Origin of the sequence: Streptomyces sp. V4I23 (assembly GCF_030817975.1) — a bacterium.
Classification (GTDB): Bacteria; Actinomycetota; Actinomycetes; order Streptomycetales; family Streptomycetaceae; genus Streptomyces.
In genome coordinates, this window is record NZ_JAUSZW010000002.1 from 54067 (window position 1) to 77553 (window position 23487).

Consider the following 23487-nt stretch of genomic DNA (forward strand, 5'->3'; position numbering starts at 1 on the left):
TGACAGTGATGTGGAGATGTCGGATGCCGCGGGTCTGGTCGGGGCGTCGGGTGACGGGACTGACAGTGATGTGGAGATGCCGGAGGTTCCGGCCGGCGAGGGCTCCGCGGTGTACGACTTTGGTGAGAACGACCCGCACTGGCTGACTAGGGCACTGGGCGTCCGTCCGCAGGAGCAGGTCGTCCGTCCGCAGGAGCGGGAGGGCCAAGTCGGTGAAACACCGCACTTCGAGCCCTCGTCTCCGGGAATCCCGTGGAGCGACACCGGCCTCGCCGACGAGGACGAGGACGAGGAGGAGTTTGCGGTCTTGACGGGCCCGGTCGGCACGCCGGGCCGGGAGGACCCGGCAGATCCTGGGCGCTATGTGGACCCGGCCCTCTTGACGCGGGGGAAGGACCCGGCGGAGTCGGCGGGCTTCCTGGAGGAGGAGCAGGAGGAGGAGTCGGTATCGCGCGGCGTGCCGGTGGGCCACAAGGAACAGGGCAACGCGGGCTTGGGGGCGGCCGGGGATACTCCGAGCGGTGGACGTGCCGGTGGGACGGGTGCCTTCCCAGAGCTGGTTCCCGGCGGCTCAGCGGGCCCGGCTGCGGCCCCGTCGTCACCGCACACTCAGCACAATCCTGCCCATCCTGCCAGTGATGACACCCAGGACGATGCTGCCAGCGCCACTGATGACAGTGATGACAGTGATGTGGAGATGTCGGATGCCGCGGGTCTGGTCGGGGCGTCGGGTGACGGGACTGACAGTGATGTGGAGATGCCGGAGGTTCCGGCCGGCGAGGGCTCCGCGGTTTCTGTCGTGTCGGGTGGCCAGGCGGCGGGTGCTGAGTGGTGGGCACCGGAGCTGCCCTCCAGCAGGGCCGCACGCAGCCACCTGCGACAGCGCGTGGGCTGGACACAGGAACAGGTGGCCACGTTCCTCGGCGTGACGGCGGACGAGGTGGGGCAGTGGGAGAGCGAGGGCGGCTCCGAGCCCGGCACCGCGGTCGCCGAGGCGTATGCATGGCTGCTGCAGGGCTTCGACACCGCTCCCGCTGTGGGGTTGCAGCCTGCAGCCGGCCAGCAGGCACCGGAGCTGCCCTCCAGCAGGGCCGCACGCAGCCACCTGCGACAGCGCGTGGGCTGGACACGGGAAGAGGTGGCCACGTTCCTCGGCGTGACGAGGGGCCAGGTGTGGCGGTGGGAGAGCGAGGGCGGCTCCGAGCCCGGCACCGCGGTCGCCGAGGCGTATGCGTGGCTGCTGCACGCCTTCGCGAACGCTCCCGCTGTGCCGCAGCTGCCCTCCGCGGCCGAACGTGCGGGCCTGCGGGAGAAGGCGGGCTGGACCCCGCAGGAGATCGTCGCTTACCTCTCAGTGACGGACAAGACGGCTAAGAGCTGGGAGAGCGGTCGAGCTACCCCGGCCGGGCGCGCGGGCCGGGAGTATGCGTGGCTGCTGCACGGCTTCGACACCGCTCCCCCTGTGCCGCCGCTGCCCACCGCGGCCCAACGTGCGGGCCTGCGGAAGAAGGCGGGCTGGACCCGGCAGGAGATGGCCGCTCACCTCTCAGTGACGGACAAGACGGTTGGGAACTGGGAGAACGGTCGAGCTACCCCGGCCGGCCGCGTGGGCCGGGCGTATGCGTGGCTGCTGCACGCCTTCGACACCGCTCCCCCTGTGCCGCAGCTGCCCCGTGGCGGGGAGGCTGCGGCCGGGCCGGACGACAATAGGCAGGCGCCGGCTCCCGCGGGCGGGAATGTGCTAACCGCCAGTGCCTCGCCGCCGTCGAATGTCCCCGTGGGCACGGGAGAACAGCCGGAGTCATCGGACTGGAACGCCCCGGGTGAGGATGCCGCGGGTGTGGTCGGGGCGTCGGGTGACGGGACTGACAGTGATGTGGAGATGCCGGAGGTTCCGGCCGGCGAGGGCTCCGCGGTGTACGACTTTGGTGAGAACGACCCGCACTGGCTGACTAGGGCACTGGGCGTCCGTCCGCAGGAGCAGGTCGTCCGTCCGCAGGAGCGGGAGGGCCAAGTCGGTGAAACACCGCACTTCGAGCCCTCGTCTCCGGGAATCCCGTGGAGCGACACCGGCCTCGCCGACGAGGACGAGGAGGAGTTTGCGGTCTTGACGGGCCCGGTCGGCACGCCGGGCCGGGAGGACCCGGCAGATCCTGGGCGCTATGTGGACCCGGCCCTCTTGACGCGGGGGAAGGACCCGGCGGAGTCGGCGGGCTTCCTGGAGGAGGAGCAGGAGGAGGAGTCGGTATCGCGCGGCGTGCCGGTGGGCCACAAGGAACAGGGCAACGCGGGCTTGGGGGCGGCCGGGGATACTCCGAGCGGTGGACGTGCCGGTGGGATGGGTGCCTTCCCAGAGCTGGTTCCCGGCGGCTCAGCGGGCCCGGCTGCGGCCCCGTCGTCACCGCACACTCAGCACAATCCTGCCCATCCTGCCAGTGATGACACCCAGGACGATGCTGCCAGCGCCACTGATGACAGTGATGACAGTGATGTGGAGATGTCGGATGCCGCGGGTGTGGTCGGGGCGTCGGGTGACGCCACTGATGACAGTGATGTGGAGATGCCGGAGGTTCCGGCCGGCGAGGGCTCCGCGGTGTACGACTTTGGTGAGAACGACCCGCACTGGCTGACTAGGGCACTGGGCGTCCGTCCGCAGGAGCAGGTCGTCCGTCCGCAGGAGCGGGAGGGCCAAGTCGGTGAAACACCGCACTTCGAGCCCTCGTCTCCGGGAATCCCGTGGAGCGACACCGGCCTCGCCGACGAGGACGAGGAGGAGTTTGCGGTCTTGACGGGCCCGGTCGGCACGCCGGGCCGGGAGGACCCGGCAGATCCTGGGCGCTATGTGGACCCGGCCCTCTTGACGCGGGGGAAGGACCCGGCGGAGTCGGCGGGCTTCCTGGAGGAGGAGCAGGAGGAGGAGTCGGTATCGCGCGGCGTGCCGGTGGGCCACAAGGAACAGGGCAACGCGGGCTTGGGGGCGGCCGGGGATACTCCGAGCGGTGGACGTGCCGGTGGGACGGGTGCCTTCCCAGAGCTTGTGGTTCCCGGCGGCTCAGCGGGCCCGGCTGCGGCCCCGTCGTCACCGCACACTCAGCACAATCCTGCCCATCCTGCCCATCCTGCCCATCCTGCCAGTGATGACACCCAGGACGATGCTGCCAGCGCCACTGATGACAGTGATGTGGAGATGTCGGATGCGGCGGGTGTGGTCGGGGCGTCGGGTGACGGGACTGACAGTGATGTGGAGATGCCGGAGGTTCCGGCCGGCGAGGGCTCCGCGGTTTCTGTCGTGTCGGGTGGCCAGGCGGCGGGTGCCGAGTGGTGGGCACCGGAGCTGCCCTCCAGCAGGGCCGCACGCAGCCACCTGCGACAGCGCGTGGGCTGGACACAGGAACAGGTGGCCACGTTCCTCCGCGTGACGGCGGACGAGGTGGGGCAGTGGGAGAGCGAGGGCGGCTCCGAGCCCGGCACCGCGGTCGCCGAGGCGTATGCATGGCTGCTGCAGGGCTTCGACACCGCTCCCGCTGTGGGGTTGCAGCCTGCAGCCGGCCAGCAGGCACCGGAGCTGCCCTCCAGCAGGGCCGCACGCAGCCACCTGCGACAGCGCGTGGGCTGGACACAGGAAGAGGTGGCCACGTTCCTCCGCGTGACGGCGGACGAGGTGTGGCAGTGGGAGAGCGAGGGCGGCTCCGAGCCCGGCACCGCGGTCGCCAAGGCGTATGCGTGGCTGCTGCACGCCTTCGACACCGCTCCCCCTGTGCCGCCGCTGCCCACCCCGGCCCAACGTGCGGGCCTGCGGGAGAAGGCGGGCTGGACACAGCCGGAGATCGTCGCTTACCTCTCAGTCAGTGACGAGAGGCAGCGTTGAGCGCTGGGAGAACAGTGGAGCTACTCCGGCCGTCGGCCGCGCGGGCCGGGCGTATGCGTGGCTGCTGCACGGCTTCGACACCGCTCCCCCTGCGCCGCAGCTGCCCACCCCGGCCCAACGTGCGGGCCTGCGGAAGAAGGCGGGCTGGACCCCGCAGGAGATGGCCGATTACCTCTCAGTGACGAGAGGCAGCGTTGAGCGCTGGGAGAGCGGTCGAAGGACCCCTGCCGGCCGCGTGGGCCGGGCGTATGCGCGGCTGCTGCACGCCTTCGACACCGCTCCCCCTGCGCCGCAGCTGCCCACCCCGGCCCAACGTGCGGGCCTGCGGGAGCAGGCGGGCTGGACCCGGCAGGCGGTCGCCGCTCACCTCTCAGTGACGGACACGACGGTTGGGAACTGGGAGAACGATCGGGCTACCCCGACCGGCCGCGCGCGCCGGGAGTATGCGCGGCTGCTGCACGCCTTCGACACCGCTCCCCCTGTGCCGCAGCTGCCCCGCGGCGGGGAGGCTGCGGCCGGGCCGGACGACAATAGGCAGGCGCCGACTCCCGCGGGCGGGAACGCCGGACCACAGGCGGCCGGGGATACTCCGAGCGGTGGACGTGCCGGTGGGACGGGTGCCTTCCCAGAGCTTGTGGTTCCCGGCGGCTCAGCGGGCCCGGCTGCGGCCCCGTCGTCACCGCACACTCAGCACAATCCTGCCCATCCTGCCAGTGATGACACCCAGGACGATGCTGCCAGCGCCACTGATGACAGTGATGACAGTGATGTGGAGATGCCGGAGGTTCCGGCCGGCGAGGGCTCCGCGGTTTCTGTCGTGTCGGGTGGCCAGGCGGCGGGTGCCGAGTGGTGGGCACCGGAGCTGCCCTCCAGGGCCGCACGCAGCCACCTGCGACAGCGCGTGGGCTGGACACAGGAACAGGTGGCCACGTTCCTCCGCGTGACGGCGGACGAGGTGGGGCAGTGGGAGAGCGAGGGCGGCTCCGAGCCCGGCACCGCGGTCGCCGAGGCGTATGCATGGCTGCTGCAGGGCTTCGACACCGCTCCCGCTGTGGGGTTGCAGCCTGCAGCCGGCCAGCAGGCACCGGAGCTGCCCTCCAGCAGGGCCGCACGCAGCCACCTGCGACAGCGCGTGGGCTGGACACAGGAAGAGGTGGCCACGTTCCTCCGCGTGACGGCGGACGAGGTGTGGCAGTGGGAGATCGAGGGCGGCTCCGAGCCCCGCACCGCGGTCGCCAAGGCGTATGCGCGGCTGCTGCACGCCTTCGACACCGCTCCCCCTGTGCCGCAGCTGCCCACCGCGACCCAACGTGTGAACCTGCGGAAGAAGGCGGGCTGGACCCGGCAGGAGATGGCCGCTTACCTCTCAGTGACGCACAAGACGGTTAAGAGCTGGGAGAACGGTCGAGCTACCCCGACCGGCCGCGCGGGCCGGGCGTATGCGTGGCTGCTGCACGGCTTCGACACCGCTCCCCCTGTGCCGCAGCTGCCCACCGCGGCCCAACGTGTGAACCTGCGGAAGAAGGCGGGCTGGACCCGGCAGGAGATGGCCGCTCACCTCTCAGTGCGGACGCAAGTCAGCGTTCTGAACTGGGAGAACGGTCGAGCTACCCCGACCGGCCGCGCGGGCCGGGAGTATGCGCGGCTGCTGCACGCCTTCGCGAACGCTCCCGCTGTGCCGCCGCTGCCCTCCGCGGCCGAACGTGCGGGCCTGCGGGAGAAGGCGGGCTGGACCCCGCAGGAGATGGCCGCTCACCTCTCGGTGACGAAAGTCAGCGTTCAGAACTGGGAGAGCGGTCGAGCTACCCCGGCCGGGCGCGTGGGCCGGGCGTATGCGTGGCTGCTGCACGGCTTCGACACCGCTCCCCCTGTGCCGCCGCTGCCCGCCCCGGCCGAACGTGTGAACCTGCGGAAGAAGGCGGGCTGGACCCCGCAGGAGATGGCCGCTCACCTCTCAGTGACGGACAAGACGGTTGGGAACTGGGAGAGCAGTGGAGCTACTCCGGCCGTCGGCCGCGCGGGCCGGGCGTATGCGCGGCTGCTGCACGCCTTCGACACCGCTCCCCCTGTGCCGCAGCTGCCCCGTGGCGGGGAGGCTGCGGCCGGGCCGGACGACAATAGGCAGGCGCCGGCTCCCGCGGGCGGGAATGTGCTAACCGCCAGTGCCTCGCCGCCGTCGAATGTCCCCGTGGGCACGGGAGAACAGCCGGAGTCATCGGACTGGAACGCCCCGGGTGAGGATGCCGCGGGTGTGGTCGGGGCGTCGGGTGACGCCACTGATGACAGTGATGTGGAGATGCCGGAGGTTCCGGCCGGCGAGGGCTCCGCGGTGTACGACTTTGGTGAGAACGACCCGCACTGGCTGACTAGGGCACTGGGCGTCCGTCCGCAGGAGCAGGTCGTCCGTCCGCAGGAGCGGGAGGGCCAAGTCGGTGAAACACCGCACTTCGAGCCCTCGTCTCCGGGAATCCCGTGGAGCGACACCGGCCTCGCCGACGAGGACGAGGAGGAGTTTGCGGTCTTGACGGGCCCGGTCGGCACGCCGGGCCGGGAGGACCCGGCAGATCCTGGGCGCTATGTGGACCCGGCCCTCTTGACGCGGGGGAAGGACCCGGCGGAGTCGGCGGGCTTCCTGGAGGAGGAGCAGGAGGAGGAGGAGTCGGTATCGCGCGGCGTGCCGGTGGGCCACAAGGAACAGGGCAACGCGGGCTTGGGGGCGGCCGGGGATACTCCGAGCGGTGGACGTGCCGGTGGGACGGGTGCCTTCCCAGAGCTTGTGGTTCCCGGCGGCTCAGCGGGCCCGGCTGCGGCCCCGTCGTCACCGCACACTCAGCACAATCCTGCCCATCCTGCCAGTGATGACACCCAGGACGATGCTGCCAGCGCCACTGATGACAGTGATGACAGTGATGACAGTGATGTGGAGATGTCGGATGCGGCGGGTGTGGTCGGGGCGTCGGGTGACGGGACTGACAGTGATGTGGAGATGCCGGAGGTTCCGGCCGGCGAGGGCTCCGCGGTTTCTGTCGTGTCGGGTGGCCAGGCGGCGGGTGCCGAGTGGTGGGCACCGGAGCTGCCCTCCAGGGCCGCACGCAGCCACCTGCGACAGCGCGTGGGCTGGACACAGGAACAGGTGGCCACGTTCCTCGGCGTGACGGCGGACGAGGTGGGGCAGTGGGAGAGCGAGGGCGGCTCCGAGCCCGGCACCGCGGTCGCCGAGGCGTATGCATGGCTGCTGCAGGGCTTCGACACCGCTCCCGCTGTGGGGTTGCAGCCTGCAGCCGGCCAGCAGGCACCGGAGCTGCCCTCCAGCAGGGCCGCACGCAGCCACCTGCGACAGCGCGTGGGCTGGACACAGGAAGAGGTGGCCACGTTCCTCCGCGTGACGACGGGCCAGGTGTGGCAGTGGGAGATCGAGGGCGGCTCCGAGCCCCGCACCGCGGTCGCCAAGGCGTATGCGCGGCTGCTGCACGCCTTCGACACCGCTCCCCCTGTGCCGCAGCTGCCCACCCCGGCCCAACGTGCGGGCCTGCGGGAGAAGGCGGGCTGGACCCCGCAGGAGATGGCCGCTTACCTCTCAGTGACGCACAAGACGGTTGGGAACTGGGAGAACAGTGGATATACCCCGACCGGCCGCGCGGGCCGGGAGTATGCGTGGCTGCTGCACGGCTTCGACACCGCTCCCCCTGTGCCGCAGCTGCCCGCCCCGGCCGAACGTGTGAACCTGCGGAAGAAGGCGGGCTGGACACAGCCGGAGATGGCCGCTCACCTCTCAGTGGCGAAAGTCAGCGTTGAGAAATGGGAGAGCGGTCGAAGGACCCCGGCCGGCCGCGCGGGCCGGGCGTATGCGTGGCTGCTGCACGCCTTCGACACCGCTCCCCCTGCGCCGCAGCTGCCCGCCCCGGCCGAACGTGCGGGCCTGCGGGAGCAGGCGGGCTGGACCCTGCAGGCGGTCGCCGCTCACCTCTCGGTGAGGGACACGGCGGTTAGGGACTGGGAGAACGGTCGAGCTACCCCGGCCGTCGGCCGCGCGCGCCGGGAGTATGCGCGGCTGCTGCACGCCTTCGACACCGCTCCCGCTGCGCCGCCGCTGCCCCGTGGCGGGGAGGCTGCGGCCGGGCCGGACGACAATAGGCAGGCGCCGACTCCCGCGGGCGGGAACGCCGGACCACAGGCGGCCGGGGATACTCCGAGCGGTGGACGTGCCGGTGGGACGGGTGCCTTCCCAGAGCTTGTGGTTCCCGGCGGCTCAGCGGGCCCGGCTGCGGCCCCGTCGTCACCGCACACTCAGCACAATCCTGCCCATCCTGCCAGTGATGACACCCAGGACGATGCTGCCAGCGCCACTGATGACAGTGATGACAGTGATGACAGTGATGTGGAGATGTCGGATGCGGCGGGTGTGGTCGGGGCGTCGGGTGACGGGACTGACAGTGATGTGGAGATGCCGGAGGTTCCGGCCGGCGAGGGCTCCGCGGTTTCTGTCGTGTCGGGTGGCCAGGCGGCGGGTGCTGAGTGGTGGGCACCGGAGCTGCCCTCCAGGGCCGCACGCAGCCACCTGCGACAGCGCGTGGGCTGGACACAGGAACAGGTGGCCACGTTCCTCGGCGTGACGGCGGACGAGGTGGGGCAGTGGGAGAGCGAGGGCGGCTCCGAGCCCGGCACCGCGGTCGCCGAGGCGTATGCATGGCTGCTGCAGGGCTTCGACACCGCTCCCGCTGTGGGGTTGCAGCCTGCAGCCGGCCAGCAGGCACCGGAGCTGCCCTCCAGCAGGGCCGCACGCAGCCACCTGCGACAGCGCGTGGGCTGGACACAGGAAGAGGTGGCCACGTTCCTCCGCGTGACGACGGGCCAGGTGAGGAAGTGGGAGAGCGGTCGAGCTACCCCGGTCGGGCCCGGGGGCCGGGCGTATGCGCGGCTGCTGCACGCCTTCGACACCGCTCCCCCTGTGCCGCAGCTGCCCACCGCGACCGAACGTGCGGGCCTGCGGGAGAAGGCGGGCTGGACCCCGCAGGAGATGGCCGCTCACCTCTCGGTGACGAAAGTCAGCGTTCAGAACTGGGAGAGCGGTCGAGCTACCCCGACCGGCCGCGTGGGCCGGGCGTATGCGTGGCTGCTGCACGGCTTCGACACCGCTCCCGCTGTGCCGCAGCTGCCCGCCCCGGCCGAACGTGCGGGCCTGCGGAAGAAGGCGGGCTGGACCCGGCAGGAGATGGCCGCTCACCTCTCAGTGACGGACAAGACGGTTGGGAACTGGGAGAGCAGTGGAGCTACTCCGGCCGTCGGCCGCGCGGGCCGGGCGTATGCGTGGCTGCTGCACGGCTTCGACACCGCTCCCCCTGTGCCGCAGCTGCCCCGTGGCGGGGAGGCTGCGGCCGGGCCGGACGACAATAGGCAGGCGCCGGCTCCCGCGGGCGGGAATGTGCTAACCGCCAGTGCCTCGCCGCCGTCGAATGTCCCCGTGGGCACGGGAGAACAGCCGGAGTCATCGGACTGGAACGCCCCGGGTGAGGATGCCGCGGGTGTGGTCGGGGCGTCGGGTGACGCCACTGATGACAGTGATGTGGAGATGCCGGAGGTTCCGGCCGGCGAGGGCTCCGCGGTGTACGACTTTGGTGAGAACGACCCGCACTGGCTGACTAGGGCACTGGGCGTCCGTCCGCAGGAGCAGGTCGTCCGTCCGCAGGAGCGGGAGGGCCAAGTCGGTGAAACACCGCACTTCGAGCCCTCGTCTCCGGGAATCCCGTGGAGCGACACCGGCCTCGCCGACGAGGACGAGGAGGAGTTTGCGGTCTTGACGGGCCCGGTCGGCACGCCGGGCCGGGAGGACCCGGCAGATCCTGGGCGCTATGTGGACCCGGCCCTCTTGACGCGGGGGAAGGACCCGGCGGAGTCGGCGGGCTTCCTGGAGGAGGAGCAGGAGGAGGAGTCGGTATCGCGCGGCGTGCCGGTGGGCCACAAGGAACAGGGCAACGCGGGCTTGGGGGCGGCCGGGGATACTCCGAGCGGTGGACGTGCCGGTGGGACGGGTGCCTTCCCAGAGCTTGTGGTTCCCGGCGGCTCAGCGGGCCCGGCTGCGGCCCCGTCGTCACCGCACACTCAGCACAATCCTGCCCATCCTGCCCATCCTGCCCATCCTGCCAGTGATGACACCCAGGACGATGCTGCCAGCGCCACTGATGACAGTGATGTGGAGATGTCGGATGCGGCGGGTGTGGTCGGGGCGTCGGGTGACGGGACTGACAGTGATGTGGAGATGCCGGAGGTTCCGGCCGGCGAGGGCTCCGCGGTTTCTGTCGTGTCGGGTGGCCAGGCGGCGGGTGCCGAGTGGTGGGCACCGGAGCTGCCCTCCAGGGCCGCACGCAGCCACCTGCGACAGCGCGTGGGCTGGACACAGGAACAGGTGGCCACGTTCCTCCGCGTGACGGCGGACGAGGTGGGGCAGTGGGAGAGCGAGGGCGGCTCCGAGCCCGGCACCGCGGTCGCCGAGGCGTATGCATGGCTGCTGCAGGGCTTCGACACCGCTCCCGCTGTGGGGTTGCAGCCTGCAGCCGGCCAGCAGGCACCGGAGCTGCCCTCCAGCAGGGCCGCACGCAGCCACCTGCGACAGCGCGTGGGCTGGACACAGGAAGAGGTGGCCACGTTCCTCCGCGTGACGAGGGGCCAGGTGTGGCAGTGGGAGAGCGAGGGCGGCTCCGAGCCCGGCACCGCGGTCGCCAAGGCGTATGCGCGGCTGCTGCACGCCTTCGACACCGCTCCCCCTGTGCCGCAGCTGCCCGCCCCGGCCCAACGTGTGAACCTGCGGAAGAAGGCGGGCTGGACACAGCCGGAGATGGCCGCTCACCTCTCAGTGACGAGAGTCAGCGTGCAGAACTGGGAGAGCGGTCAAGCTACTCCGGCCGTCGGCCGCGTGGGCCGGGCGTATGCGTGGCTGCTGCACGGCTTCGACACCGCTCCCCCTGCGCCGCAGCTGCCCGCCCCGGCCCAACGTGCGGGCCTGCGGGAGCAGGCGGGCTGGACCCTGCAGGAGATGGCCGCTCACCTCTCGGTGACGGACACGACGGTTAGGAACTGGGAGAACGGTCGAGCTACCCCGGCCGGCCGCGCGCGCCGGGAGTATGCGCGGCTGCTGCACGCCTTCGACACCGCTCCCCCTGTGCCGCAGCTGCCCCGTGGCGGGGAGGCTGCGGCCGGGCCGGACGACACTAGGCAGGCGCCGACTCCCGCGGGCGGGAACGCCGGACCACAGGCGGCCGGGGATACTCCGAGCGGTGGACGTGCCGGTGGGACGGGTGCCTTCCCAGAGCTTGTGGTTCCCGGCGGCTCAGCGGGCCCGGCTGCGGCCCCGTCGTCACCGCACACTCAGCACAATCCTGCCCATCCTGCCAGTGATGACACCCAGGACGATGCTGCCAGCGCCACTGATGACAGTGATGTGGCGATGTCGGATGCCGCGGGTGTGGTCGGGGCGTCGGGTGACGGGACTGGCAGTGATGTGGAGATGCCGGAGGTTCCGGCCGGCGAGGGCTCCGCGGTTTCTGTCGTGTCGGGTGGCCAGGCGGCGGGTGCCGAGTGGTGGGCACCGGAGCTGCCCTCCAGCAGGGCCGCACGCAGCCACCTGCGACAGCGCGTGGGCTGGACACAGGAACAGGTGGCCACGTTCCTCCGCGTGACGGCGGACGAGGTGGGGCACTGGGAGAGCGAGGGCGGCTCCGAGCCCGGCACCGCGGTCGCCGAGGCGTATGCGTGGCTGCTGCAGGGCTTCGACACCGCTCCCGCTGTGGGGTTGCAGCCTGCAGCCGGCCAGCAGGCACCGGAGCTGCCCTCCAGCAGGGCCGCACGCAGCCACCTGCGACAGCGCGTGGGCTGGACACAGGAAGAGGTGGCCACGTTCCTCCGCGTGACGAGGGGCCAGGTGTGGCAGTGGGAGAGCGAGGGCGGCTCCGAGCCCGGCACCGCGGTCGCCAAGGCGTATGCGTGGCTGCTGCACGCCTTCGCGAACGCTCCCGCTGTGCCGCCGCTGCCCACCGCGGCCGAACGTGCGGGCCTGCGGGAGAAGGCGGGCTGGACCCTGCAGGAGATGGCCGCTTACCTCTCAGTGGCGGACAAGAGGGTTGGGAACTGGGAGAACGGTCGAGCTACCCCGGCCGTCGGCCGCGTGGGCCGGGCGTATGCGTGGCTGCTGCACGGCTTCGACACCGCTCCCCCTGTGCCGCAGCTGCCCCGTGGCGGGGAGGCTGCGGCCGGGCCGGACGACAATAGGCAGGCGCCGGCTCCCGCGGGCGGGAATGTGCTAACCGCCAGTGCCTCGCCGCCGTCGAATGTCCCCGTGGGCACGGGAGAACAGCCGGAGTCATCGGACTGGAACGCCCCGGGTGAGGATGCCGCGGGTGTGGTCGGGGCGTCGGGTGACGCCACTGATGACAGTGATGTGGAGATGCCGGAGGTTCCGGCCGGCGAGGGCTCCGCGGTGTACGACTTTGGTGAGAACGACCCGCACTGGCTGACTAGGGCACTGGGCGTCCGTCCGCAGGAGCAGGTCGTCCGTCCGCAGGAGCGGGAGGGCCAAGTCGGTGAAACACCGCACTTCGAGCCCTCGTCTCCGGGAATCCCGTGGAGCGACACCGGCCTCGCCGACGAGGACGAGGAGGAGTTTGCGGTCTTGACGGGCCCGGTCGGCACGCCGGGCCGGGAGGACCCGGCAGATCCTGGGCGCTATGTGGACCCGGCCCTCTTGACGCGGGGGAAGGACCCGGCGGAGTCGGCGGGCTTCCTGGAGGAGGAGCAGGAGGAGGAGTCGGTATCGCGCGGCGTGCCGGTGGGCCACAAGGAACAGGGCAACGCGGGCTTGGGGGCGGCCGGGGATACTCCGAGCGGTGGACGTGCCGGTGGGACGGGTGCCTTCCCAGAGCTTGTGGTTCCCGGCGGCTCAGCGGGCCCGGCTGCGGCCCCGTCGTCACCGCACACTCAGCACAATCCTGCCCATCCTGCCCATCCTGCCCATCCTGCCAGTGATGACACCCAGGACGATGCTGCCAGCGCCACTGATGACAGTGATGTGGAGATGTCGGATGCGGCGGGTGTGGTCGGGGCGTCGGGTGACGGGACTGACAGTGATGTGGAGATGCCGGAGGTTCCGGCCGGCGAGGGCTCCGCGGTTTCTGTCGTGTCGGGTGGCCAGGCGGCGGGTGCCGAGTGGTGGGCACCGGAGCTGCCCTCCAGGGCCGCACGCAGCCACCTGCGACAGCGCGTGGGCTGGACACAGGAACAGGTGGCCACGTTCCTCCGCGTGACGGCGGACGAGGTGGGGCAGTGGGAGAGCGAGGGCGGCTCCGAGCCCGGCACCGCGGTCGCCGAGGCGTATGCATGGCTGCTGCAGGGCTTCGACACCGCTCCCGCTGTGGGGTTGCAGCCTGCAGCCGGCCAGCAGGCACCGGAGCTGCCCTCCAGCAGGGCCGCACGCAGCCACCTGCGACAGCGCGTGGGCTGGACACGGGAAGAGGTGGCCACGTTCCTCCGCGTGACGGCGGACGAGGTGTGGCGGTGGGAGAGCGAGGGCGGCTCCGAGCCCGGCACCGCGGTCGCCGAGGCGTATGCGTGGCTGCTGCACGCCTTCGCGAACGCTCCCGCTGTGCCGCCGCTGCCCTCCGCGGCCGAACGTGCGGGCCTGCGGGAGAAGGCGGGCTGGACCCCGCAGGAGATGGCCGCTTACCTCTCAGTGACGGACAAGACGGCTAAGAGCTGGGAGAGCGGTCGAGCTACCCCGGCCGGGCGCGCGGGCCGGGCGTATGCGTGGCTGCTGCACGGCTTCGACACCGCTCCCCCTGTGCCGCAGCTGCCCGCCCCGGCCCAACGTGTGAACCTGCGGAAGAAGGCGGACTGGACCCGGCAGGAGATGGCCGCTCACCTCTCGGTGACGATAGCCAGCGTTCAGAACTGGGAGAACAGTGGAGCTACTCCGGCCGTCGGCCGCGCGGGCCGGGCGTATGCGCGGCTGCTGCACGCCTTCGACACCGCTCCCCCTGTGCCGCAGCTGCCCGCCCCGGCCGAACGTGCGGGCCTGCGGAAGAAGGCGGACTGGACACAGTCAGAGATGGCCGCTCACCTCTCAGTGACGAGAGTCAGCGTTGAGAAATGGGAGAGCGGTCGAAGGACCCCGGCCGGCCGCGCGGGCCGGGCGTATGCGTGGCTGCTGCACGCCTTCGACACCGCTCCCCCTGCGCCGCAGCTGCCCGCCCCGGCCGAACGTGCGGGCCTGCGGGAGCAGGCGGGCTGGACCCTGCAGGCGGTCGCCGCTCACCTCTCGGTGACGGACACGGCGGTTAGGAACTGGGAGAACGGTCGAGCTACCCCGGCCGTCGGCCGCGCGCGCCGGGAGTATGCGCGGCTGCTGCACGCCTTCGCGAACGCTCCCGCTGCGCCGCCGCTGCCCCGTGGCGGGGAGGCTGCGGCCGGGCCGGACGACAATAGGCAGGCGCCGACTCCCGCGGGCGGGAACGCCGGACCACAGGCGGCCGGGGATACTCCGAGCGGTGGACGTGCCGGTGGGACGGGTGCCTTCCCAGAGCTGGTTCCCGGCGGCTCAGCGGGCCCGGCTGCGGCCCCGTCGTCACCGCACACTCAGCACAATCCTGCCCATCCTGCCCATCCTGCCAGTGATGACACCCAGGACGATGCTGCCAGCGCCACTGATGACAGTGATGACAGTGATGTGGAGATGCCGGAGGTTCCGGCCGGCGAGGGCTCCGCGGTTTCTGTCGTGTCGGGTGGCCAGGCGGCGGGTGCTGAGTGGTGGGCACCGGAGCTGCCCTCCAGCAGGGCCGCACGCAGCCACCTGCGACGGCGCGTGGGCTGGACACAGGAAGAGGTGGCCACGTTCCTCGGCGTGACGGCGGACGAGGTGGGGCAGTGGGAGAGCGAGGGCGGCTCCGAGCCCGGCACCGCGGTCGCCGAGGCGTATGCGTGGCTGCTGCAGGGCTTCGACACCGCTCCCGCTGTGGGGTTGCAGCCTGCAGCCGGCCAGCAGGCACCGGAGCTGCCCTCCAGCAGGGCCGCACGCAGCCACCTGCGACAGCGCGTGGGCTGGACACAGGAAGAGGTGGCCACGTTCCTCCGCGTGACGAGGGGCCAGGTGTGGCAGTGGGAGAGCGAGGGCGGCTCCGAGCCCGGCACCGCGGTCGCCGAGGCGTATGCGTGGCTGCTGCACGCCTTCGACACCGCTCCCCCTGTGCCGCAGCTGCCCGCCCCGGCCCAACGTGTGAACCTGCGGAAGAAGGCGGGCTGGACCCTGCAGGAGATGGCCGCTTACCTCTCAGTGACGGACAAGAGGGTTGGGAACTGGGAGAACAGTGGAGCTACTCCGGCCGTCGGCCGCGTGGGCCGGGCGTATGCGTGGCTGCTGCACGGCTTCGACACCGCTCCCCCTGTGCCGCCGCTGCCCGCCCCGGCCGAACGTGTGAACCTGCGGAAGAAGGCGGGCTGGACCCGGCAGGAGATGGCCGCTTACCTCTCGGTGACGGACAAGAGGGTTGGGAACTGGGAGAGCAGTGGAGCTACCCCGGCCGGCCGCGTGGGCCGGGCGTATGCGCGGCTGCTGCACGCCTTCGACACCGCTCCCCCTGTGCCGCAGCTGCCCCGTGGCGGGGAGGCTGCGGCCGGGCCGGACGACAATAGGCAGGCGCCGGCAGACCAGCAACCCACCCGGACCAGGACCGGGACCGGGACACTGCCCGCCCCGCACACCGGCGACAGGCAGCCCAAGCCGCCGAGCACAGGCCGGAACGCCCCGGCAGATGAGGATGCCTTGGGTGGGCCGGCGTCGTTCCCCACCCCGCTGGCGGAGCCGGGCGGTCCACAACCAGGACCGGCGGAATCCGTCGTCGTGACAGGAGACGGAAGTAACCTCGCCCTCGCCCTGGCCCAGGCCCTAGGTCAGCAATCGGTATCAGAACGGCCGGCGCAGGTAGCGTCCCGCGGTGTTCCCTGGCCCTTCGATGGGGAAGACCGCGCGGCAGGATTTGCGGCGTGGCTGGATGGGCGGTTGACGGAGGAAGGCGCTCAGTTGATTAACCAGATGGGGCTGCTAGACAACCTGAGCCCTGCGTCTTCGATGAGCTTCGAGGCGGCGGGTATCACGCTGACTCCCGGGCAGCAGGTTCGGGTCGCGCTCGCCGGCGGCACGATCAGCGCGGATCAGCTCGGCTTGGGACAGCTGCAGCGGCTGCGTCTGCTTCTGAGCGGGTCAGGATCCCCAGGGGCCACGCTGGCCAGGGCCGTGCTGGCGGCCCGGGCAGTCGGTGTCGGCATCGTCGTCACCGGGACGGACGGGTCGGTCCGCCGGTTCGCTGAGGAGGAGGCGCCGGTCATCCACCTCCGATCCGACGGATGGCATCAGCCCTCGGCCGCCCCGGGACCTCGGAGGGCCAGGAGTGACGGACGGCCGAGTGAGTTCCTGCAACCCGAGAGCTGATCACAGATCTCGGTACAAGCGAAGCTGGGCCTTGCCACTGCCTGCGGAGCGTTCCAACGGGATAACAGCAGTCCCGTACGATCCCCTACCCGGCATGTCGGACACACGGCTACCGGCAACTGGACGGCGAAAGGTGAAGACAACGTGAGTAAGGAACCGTTGTCCCATCGCTTACCAGGACGGTTGTGGTCGAACGTCGGTGTTGAGCGGGTGATCTTCGCGGGGTGGCGCATGAAGGCAGGGCCTCCAGTGCAGCACAAAGGTTGCTGACACTGATGGTCGGGTCGCCCGGGGGATCGCACCCCCGGGCTCCCACAGAACCGTGCATAACAGTCTCCCGTTACACGGCTCTTGTCCTCCTGATCACCGAAAACAGTGGTGCCCATGCCGCGGCCCTCGCGGGCGAGGGGTCAGCACACCTCGGCCGCCGGTGATCCATCTGGCTCGTCCGCGGCGAGCTCCGTCAGCGCCGTGACTGGGGTGCGATGTCGTACGCGGGCGCCACCGCCGGCTGCCTGAGGGCGGCTGCCAGTTGGGCCCAGGTCGTGTCGTAGGGCTCGCTCACCTGGGTGCCAGTCTGCGCCGCGACCACGCACGCGTACCGGTCAACGAGACGCTGGCCGTGGCGGCGGCGCAGAACGCCGGCGACCGTCATCGGGGCGGCGCTGCCGTCGGGTTGTCAATGGCCACTCAGTTCTCCTCGGAGGCGGCCAGCAATTCTCCCCCAACCGTGGTCGGGTGTGTCCAGCGGATCCACGTCGCTCGGGTCGACGCTCTGATCCGCGCCAGGGCCACTGGAGCCGGTGAAGGCCGGCTTCGTTCCAGAGCCGTTGGCTCCGGCTCCGGCTCCGGCTCCGGCTCCGGCTCCGGCTCCGGCTCCGGCTCCGGCTCCGGCCACCAACGGGTTGGGTTGCCCAAGGGTGTGGGGCACATCGGGCGTGACATCGGTTGTGACCTCGTCGGCCGTGTGCGAGGTGCTGGACGTCACCTGCCATTGCCATTGGGCATCGACCCGCCCACCGGCCGCATCGGCTCGATCTCTAGAGCCTTTTCTCCCAGCGTGAACTGGGCCTTCGACATCTGGCTGATCAGGTCGCGGGCCTCCGCGACGAGCTGTTCGTAACGAGTTCGAGTGACGTTGCCGATCCGGTCTGACACGATGATCACCGCCCTCACCCCGGGCCGGATCAACCACCCCGTGGCGGCTGAATGAGCAGTTCCAGCCCAGGCCGGCTTCCACGGTGACGCGGACCCGATGTGACGGGGCAGAGCGTGAGCCGGGGGCGCTCGAAGCGCCCATCACTAGCCGCCGAGCACCGTGCAAAACGGCTGTGACCTGTGATGCCGTGCCGTTCGCCTACGGCGTTTCCGTAACACCGTTCCGCGACGCCGCCCTCTGACGGCAGGCCCGCACCCGGCACCGCGACGAACAGTAGACCGCCGACCGCGACCGCTCGACCCCCACCGTCCACGACCTGCCACAAACCGGACACTCGGCATGGTCGCCACGCTGCATCAACGCGACCCGATGCCGGGCCCGCTGAAGCCTCCGCCACCGCCTCGACCTGCACCGACCCGAGCAGAACACCGCCTCCGCCGCCATCGAGGGCGGAAGCGGATCACCACACTCCCGGCAGTACCGCCGGCCCACCCCGCCAGACGCCATAACCCAGATCATCCAGCCGTTCACGACTCACGGCCAGCGTTCAAAATCACCCACTCAGAGGTCGTTTTCATCTGTAGTGCGGTGGTATCTCCGCAATTACACCCGCTGAGGTGTTGGTGCGGGTGAAGCTGGCAGGTTGGCCGTGCTTGCCGAGGCGGATGGTGTGACATCTGGGGCGGGAGTCGGCTTGCGCCTGTCTCATTCCGGGACGCCCGGATCGGGTCTGTGCTTCAGTGAGGCAGGACTCACGCCTGGGCGCACGCCCCCGACCGGCGGTACGTCCAGGTCATGACCGATCGTCGTGCGTATCCGAGTGATCTGTCCGATGCCCGCTGGGAGTTGATCGAGCCGGTGCTGTCCGCGTGGCGCTACGAGCGTCGCGGCCGGGCCCTGGGTTTCGGCCGGCCGCCCGAGCATGATCTGCGCGAGATCATGAACGCGATCCTGTACGTGGACCGCACCGGGGTGCAGTGGCGCTACCTGCCGCATGATTTCCCGAACTGGAACACGGTCTACGGCTATTTTGCCAAGTGGCAGTCCGATGGCATCTTTGCCCAGCTCAACGGCCTGCTGCGTGAGTTGGTGCGACAGCAGGAGGGCCGGAACGCGAAGCCGTCGGCGTGCGTGATCGACGCACAGAGCGTCAAGACCTCCACCAGTGTCCCCGCCGCGAGTCAGGGCACGGACAACGCCAAGAAGATCGTCGGCCGGAAGCGGAGCATCGTGACCGACACGCTCGGCCTGCTCCTCGCAGTGCTGGTCACTGCGGCCGGCGTGCAGGACTCGGTGGCCGGCACCCAGCTGCTCGACCAGGTCGCCGCCGACCATCCCGGCCTCCGCAAGGTGTGGGTCGACGGCGGCTACCGCAAGCACTTCGTCGAGCACGCCGCCACCCTCGGCATCGACATGGAAATCTCCGCCCGCACCCCCGGGACCAGGGGGTTCACCCCGATACCGAAACGGTGGGCGGTCGAGCGGACCTAGTGCGCCACGAGGCGCTCTGTTTGTATCCCCGGCTCAGCCGGGAGGAACTCGGAAGGAGGTTCCTGGGCCCGATGACTTACCTGGATCCGAAAGGCGAAGGGGACAAAAGCATGTCAGAAAACCAGTGACCGGGCTCAGTTGTCGGAGACGGTGTGCTGGGTGGCCCGCGCGATATGGCGAAGACTGGATTGTTTGAAGCCCAATCTCCAGAAGATGCAAGTTCCCATCCGCCGGAAAGACATCTGAAACCGGTGCCGTGCTCTGCTCTGGCTTCGATTGTGTGGCCGGAGCAACTTCCGGAGCACGGAGCGATGTTCAGCGAGGACATTCAAGGAGATGAGTGGGACGCCTGTGTCGCGCTAGAACGTACAGACAGAGACGAACGTGGGATCGCCTACGGGACGCGAGTCCTATGGCGACGGAGGCCCCGTAGTAGTCGCCGGAGTCACGCCCGGCCAGGGAGGACGGGAAAGCCGTTCACAGGGCGAAGGGGGCCAGGTGATTCGGACACTCGAATCCGGGAGGTATGCGGAATGCAAAGCGCCAAAACGGTGCTGGGTGTCCTGCGTGAACGCGGCAGGCGCGGCCTGCCGTGCAATGAACTGTATAGGCAACTGTTCAACCCGCAGTTGTATCTGCTGGCCTACGGGCGCATTTACGCCAACCACGGCGCGATGACGCCCGGGGTCACGTCGGAAACCGTGGACGGTATGTCACAGCGGAAGATCGGCCGGATCATTGAAGCGATGCGTCACGAGCGTTACCGCTTCAAGCCGGTCCGACGCATCCATATCCCGAAGAAGAACGGGAAGACGCGCCCGCTGGGGCTGCCGACCTGGTCGGACAAGCTCGTTGGAGAAGTGGTCCGCCTGTTATTAGAGGCGTACTACGAGCCAACGTTCTCCGACCGCTCACATGGATTTCGTCCCCGCCGAGGCTGCCACACCGCGTTGCGGGAGGTGGACCACACCTGGACCGGGACATCCTGGTTCATCGAAGGGGACATCGCCGACTGCTTCGGCAGCCTGGACCACCAGGTCCTGCTGTCGATCCTCGGCGAAAAGATCCATGACCAGCGGTTTCTACGGCTGGTGCGCAACATGCTGACAGCCGGATACCTGGAGGACTGGAGATGGGGCACCACGCTCTCCGGAGCGCCGCAAGGCGGAGTGGCCTCCCCAATCCTGTCCAACATCTACCTGCACAAGTTGGATGAGTTTGTAGAAACGGTTCTGATTCCGGAGTACACCCGAGGAGACCGCCGGGCCCGAAACCCGGCTTACCTGGAGTTGCAGAATCTGCTGGCGAAAGCCCGCCGGCGCGGCGATCGGGCCCAGGCCCGTGCGTTGCGTCAGCGGATGGTCAGCCTGCCGAGCGCGGATCCCAATGATCCGGCATATCGCAGGCTGCGCTACATACGCTACGCGGACGATCACCTCCTCGGTTTCACCGGACCGAAAGCCGAGGCCGAGCAGATCAAACAACGCCTGGCCCAGTTCCTGCGTGACAAACTCAAGCTGGAACTGTCCCAGGAAAAGACGCTGATCACCCATGCCCGCACCCGGGCAGCTAGGTTTCTCGGCTATGAGATCACGACCCAGCACAACGACACGAAGAAAACCGGCCGTTACCGTCGGGTCAACGGTCAGATAGCACTCCGTGTTCCACGGGACGTGATCAAAGCCAAGTGCGCCCCCTATATCGCCCGCGGGAAACCCGCGAAGAAGACGGCCCTGACCAACAGCAGCGATCACGCGATCGTGGCGACCTTCGGGACCATCTACCGGGGCGTCGTCCAGTACTACCTGCTCGCCGGAGACGTCTTCCGGCTGCACCGGCTGCAATGGGTCATGGAGACCTCCATGCTCAAAACTCTCGCAGCCAAGCACCGTTCGTCAGTGTCGAAGATGGCCGCCAAGCACAAGACCAGAATCGACACCCCCAACGGGCCCCGAGTGTGCTTCGAGGCCCGTATCGAGCGGAAGAACAGGAAACCACTGGTGGCACGGTTCGGCGGGATTCCCCTCCAACGGCAGCGGGCGGCAGAACTCGCCGATCGCGAGCCGGTACGGGTGGACTATCCGCAGAAGGAACTCATCGCGAGACTCCTCGCGGACACCTGCGAGATCTGCGGAAGCAAGGGCAACGTGCAAGTGCACCACGTCCGCGCTCTCGCCGACCTCGCACATTCCGGATGGCAGCCTTCCGACTGGGCGCGCGTCATGCTCCACCGGCGACGCAAAACCGTCGTGGCCTGCGACACCTGCCACGACCGTATCCACTCAGAACGGCCAGCCAGACCACTCACGCAGTAGTCACTGGAGAGCCGGATGACCGGGAAACCGTCATGTCCGGTTCGGCGGGAGGCCGCGCGGAACAGGACTCGCCCCCACGGCAAGCACCTCGCCGCGCGGCCGACCCAACCGGTTGGCTGATGCTGCACCGCCGCCTGGCCCGCGACTACGAAACCCTCCCGGCCCGCTCCGAAGCGATGATCCACCTCGCCATGACCGACCTCATGACCCGCCGCCTCACCGGCGAGAACACCATCTCCTGGCACGACCCGACAACTACCAATGAATCACCTGGACCGGGATAAAACACCGGGAGAAAACGACCTCTTAGTACTCCAGTGCGGTTTCGTGATCTATCCCGTGGGTTCGTCGGCGGATCGTCGTCGGTAGTGGCTGCGACGGGCTGTGGCCTGGTGCTTTCGGCGCCAGTTGGACCAGTGCAGCAGCCTGGCCGCGGACACGGCTGGTGGGTGGAAGGCGGCGAGTAGGTGGCGGATCTCCGAAACGGTCAGCGTGATCGGTTCGCGGCTGCGGGTGGGGTGGTGCGGATCGGCGGCCCGGTCCGGGGCCGCACTGGCGGCGACGACGCTCAGGAAGGCCAGGGCAAGCATGGCGAGCGTGATGTGCCGGTGCCATGAGGTCCAGTGCCTGACCTGGTAGTGGTCGAGTCCGACCTGGCCCTTGGCTGCCTGGAAGCACTCCTCGACGCTCCAGCGGACACCGGCGACGCGGATCAGCTCCGCCAGGGGCACCTCGGTGGGTGACCAGCACAGGTAGAAGGCGAGTTCACCGGTGGTCCGGTTGCGGCGGATGAGTAGGTGGCGGTGGCTGTCGCTGCCGATGTGGATCCAGGCCCAGTCGTAGTAGCGCGGGCCCTTCGCGCCCCTCCCGGCGCTCTGGCGGTGCCAGGAGGTGGCGGGCAGGCTGCCGGCGACGGTGTCCGCGCGGACGGGGGTGCGGCCGTGGTTGATCCGCACCCTGGCCGAGCAGGCGACTGCCAGGACGTAGCCGATACCGCGCTCTTCGAGGCGGGCTCGCAGGTGCGGGTCCTGGCCGTAGGCTTCGTCGCCGGTCACCCAGGAAGCGGTGAGCCCCGCGTCCAGCGCGTCGGCGATCATCTCCCCGGCCAAGCGGGGCTTGGTCGCGAACTGCACCTCCTTGGGTATCCCGGCCGCGTGACGGCGGTCGCGATCGGTGCACCAGGAATGCTCGGGCAGGTAGAGCCGACGGTCGATCAGGGCCCGTCCCCGGCTGGTGGCGTAGGCGAGGAACACGCCGACCCGGGAGTTCTCGATGCGTCCCGCGGTGCCGGTGTACTGCCGTTGCACGCCCGCCGAGGCTCGGCCCTTCTTCACAAAGCCCGTCTCGTCCACGATCAGCACCGCGTCGTCGGTGCCGAGGTGGTCGGCGACGTAGGCGCGCAGGTCGTCACGGACAGCGTCGGCGTCCCAGCGCGCGTAGCGCAGCAGGCGCTGCATCGGTCCGGGCCGGGCGAGACCGGCCTGCTCGGCCAGCTGCCAGCAGTTCTTGCGCTCGACGTTCGACAGCAGCCCGAGCAGATAGGCACGGGCGGCGGTCCGCGGCTCAACTCGGCCGAATCGTCCCGCGATCCGGGCCATGGCCTGGTCGAACATCGTCCGCCAGCGGGCAGGGTCTACGCTATGGCCTGCGGCCACCGCACGATCTTCAGGAGTCCACACAACCCCCGATGATCACGCGGTGGCCGTACGCGTTACCAGCCGGGTCCACCAGCAAGATCGCGAAACCAGACTGGAGTACTAGGAGCGTGGATCAGTAACGGTGACTGAGCACGCCGGCTGGCCGCTGAGCGCCGTAGTTGGCCATTTCGGCGCTCAGCGGCCAAGAGCACCTGTTCAGTCGAGGACCGCGGTGGCTTCGATCTCGACCAGATGGTCGGGGACATCCAGTGCCGCAACGCCTATCAGCGTGGCCGGCGGGGCCGGGGTGATCCCCAGCTCCGCGGCTGCCCGGGAGATCCCTTCCAGGAGCGGGGGCAACTTGTCGGGGGTCCAGTCGACGACGTAGAAGGTCAGCTTCGCCACGTCGTCGAAGGAGCCACCGACCTCGGCCAGGGCGGTGCCGACGTTGAGATAGCTCTGCTCCACCTGGGCGGCGAGGTCTCCTTCGCCGATCGTGACTCCCTCGGCGTCCCAGGCGACCTGCCCGGTGATACTGACTTCGGCTC

The 23487-nt window shown here is 69.8% G+C and carries 5 protein-coding genes and 4 pseudogenes; 5 read left to right on the plus strand and 4 right to left on the minus strand.

All coding sequences use genetic code 11. The annotated features are described in order from the left end of the window. Positions 1-16 precede the first annotated feature (16 nt). Together QFZ82_RS01305 and QFZ82_RS01310 are read left to right on the plus strand one after the other, a co-directional pair. Positions 17-3868, plus strand: coding sequence for a helix-turn-helix domain-containing protein (locus tag QFZ82_RS01305; RefSeq protein WP_307711369.1), 3852 nt, complete (start codon positions 17-19; stop codon positions 3866-3868). Beyond that, entirely contained in the window at positions 3849-16337 is a 12489-nt protein-coding gene (locus QFZ82_RS01310) for a helix-turn-helix domain-containing protein (protein WP_307711370.1), read from the plus strand. The genes QFZ82_RS01305 and QFZ82_RS01310 overlap by 20 nt, the downstream gene beginning before the upstream one ends. Before the next feature lie 463 nt (positions 16338-16800). On the opposite strand, the gene QFZ82_RS01315 is transcribed toward QFZ82_RS01310, so the two are convergent. Next, on the minus strand, positions 16801-16992 hold the full coding sequence (locus tag QFZ82_RS01315; RefSeq protein WP_307711371.1) for a hypothetical protein: 192 nt from the start codon (positions 16990-16992) through the stop codon (positions 16801-16803). A 329-nt stretch (positions 16993-17321) separates the two neighbouring features. Further along, entirely contained in the window at positions 17322-17504 is a 183-nt protein-coding gene (locus QFZ82_RS01320; RefSeq protein WP_307711372.1) for a hypothetical protein, read from the minus strand. A gap of 787 nt (positions 17505-18291) precedes the next feature. Between QFZ82_RS01320 and QFZ82_RS01325 the strand changes: the two are divergent. The 3 genes and pseudogenes from QFZ82_RS01325 to QFZ82_RS01335 form a co-directional block, all read left to right on the plus strand. Beyond that, a pseudogene (locus QFZ82_RS01325) lies at positions 18292-18984 on the plus strand (IS5 family transposase); the annotation flags it as partial. Positions 18985-19520: 536 nt separating this feature from the next. Then, positions 19521-21302, plus strand: coding sequence for a reverse transcriptase/maturase family protein (locus QFZ82_RS01330; RefSeq protein WP_307711302.1), 1782 nt, complete (start codon positions 19521-19523; stop codon positions 21300-21302). A 110-nt stretch (positions 21303-21412) separates the two neighbouring features. Next, a pseudogene (locus tag QFZ82_RS01335) lies at positions 21413-21586 on the plus strand (IS5/IS1182 family transposase); the annotation flags it as partial. 22 nt (positions 21587-21608) lie between these two features. On the opposite strand, the pseudogene QFZ82_RS01340 reads toward QFZ82_RS01335, so the two are convergent. Together QFZ82_RS01340 and QFZ82_RS01345 are read right to left on the minus strand one after the other, a co-directional pair. Next, positions 21609-22915 (minus strand): annotated as a pseudogene (locus QFZ82_RS01340) (IS701 family transposase). A gap of 240 nt (positions 22916-23155) precedes the next feature. Then, positions 23156-23479, minus strand: a pseudogene (locus tag QFZ82_RS01345) (RidA family protein); the annotation flags it as partial. Between the last annotated feature and the right edge of the window lie 8 nt (positions 23480-23487).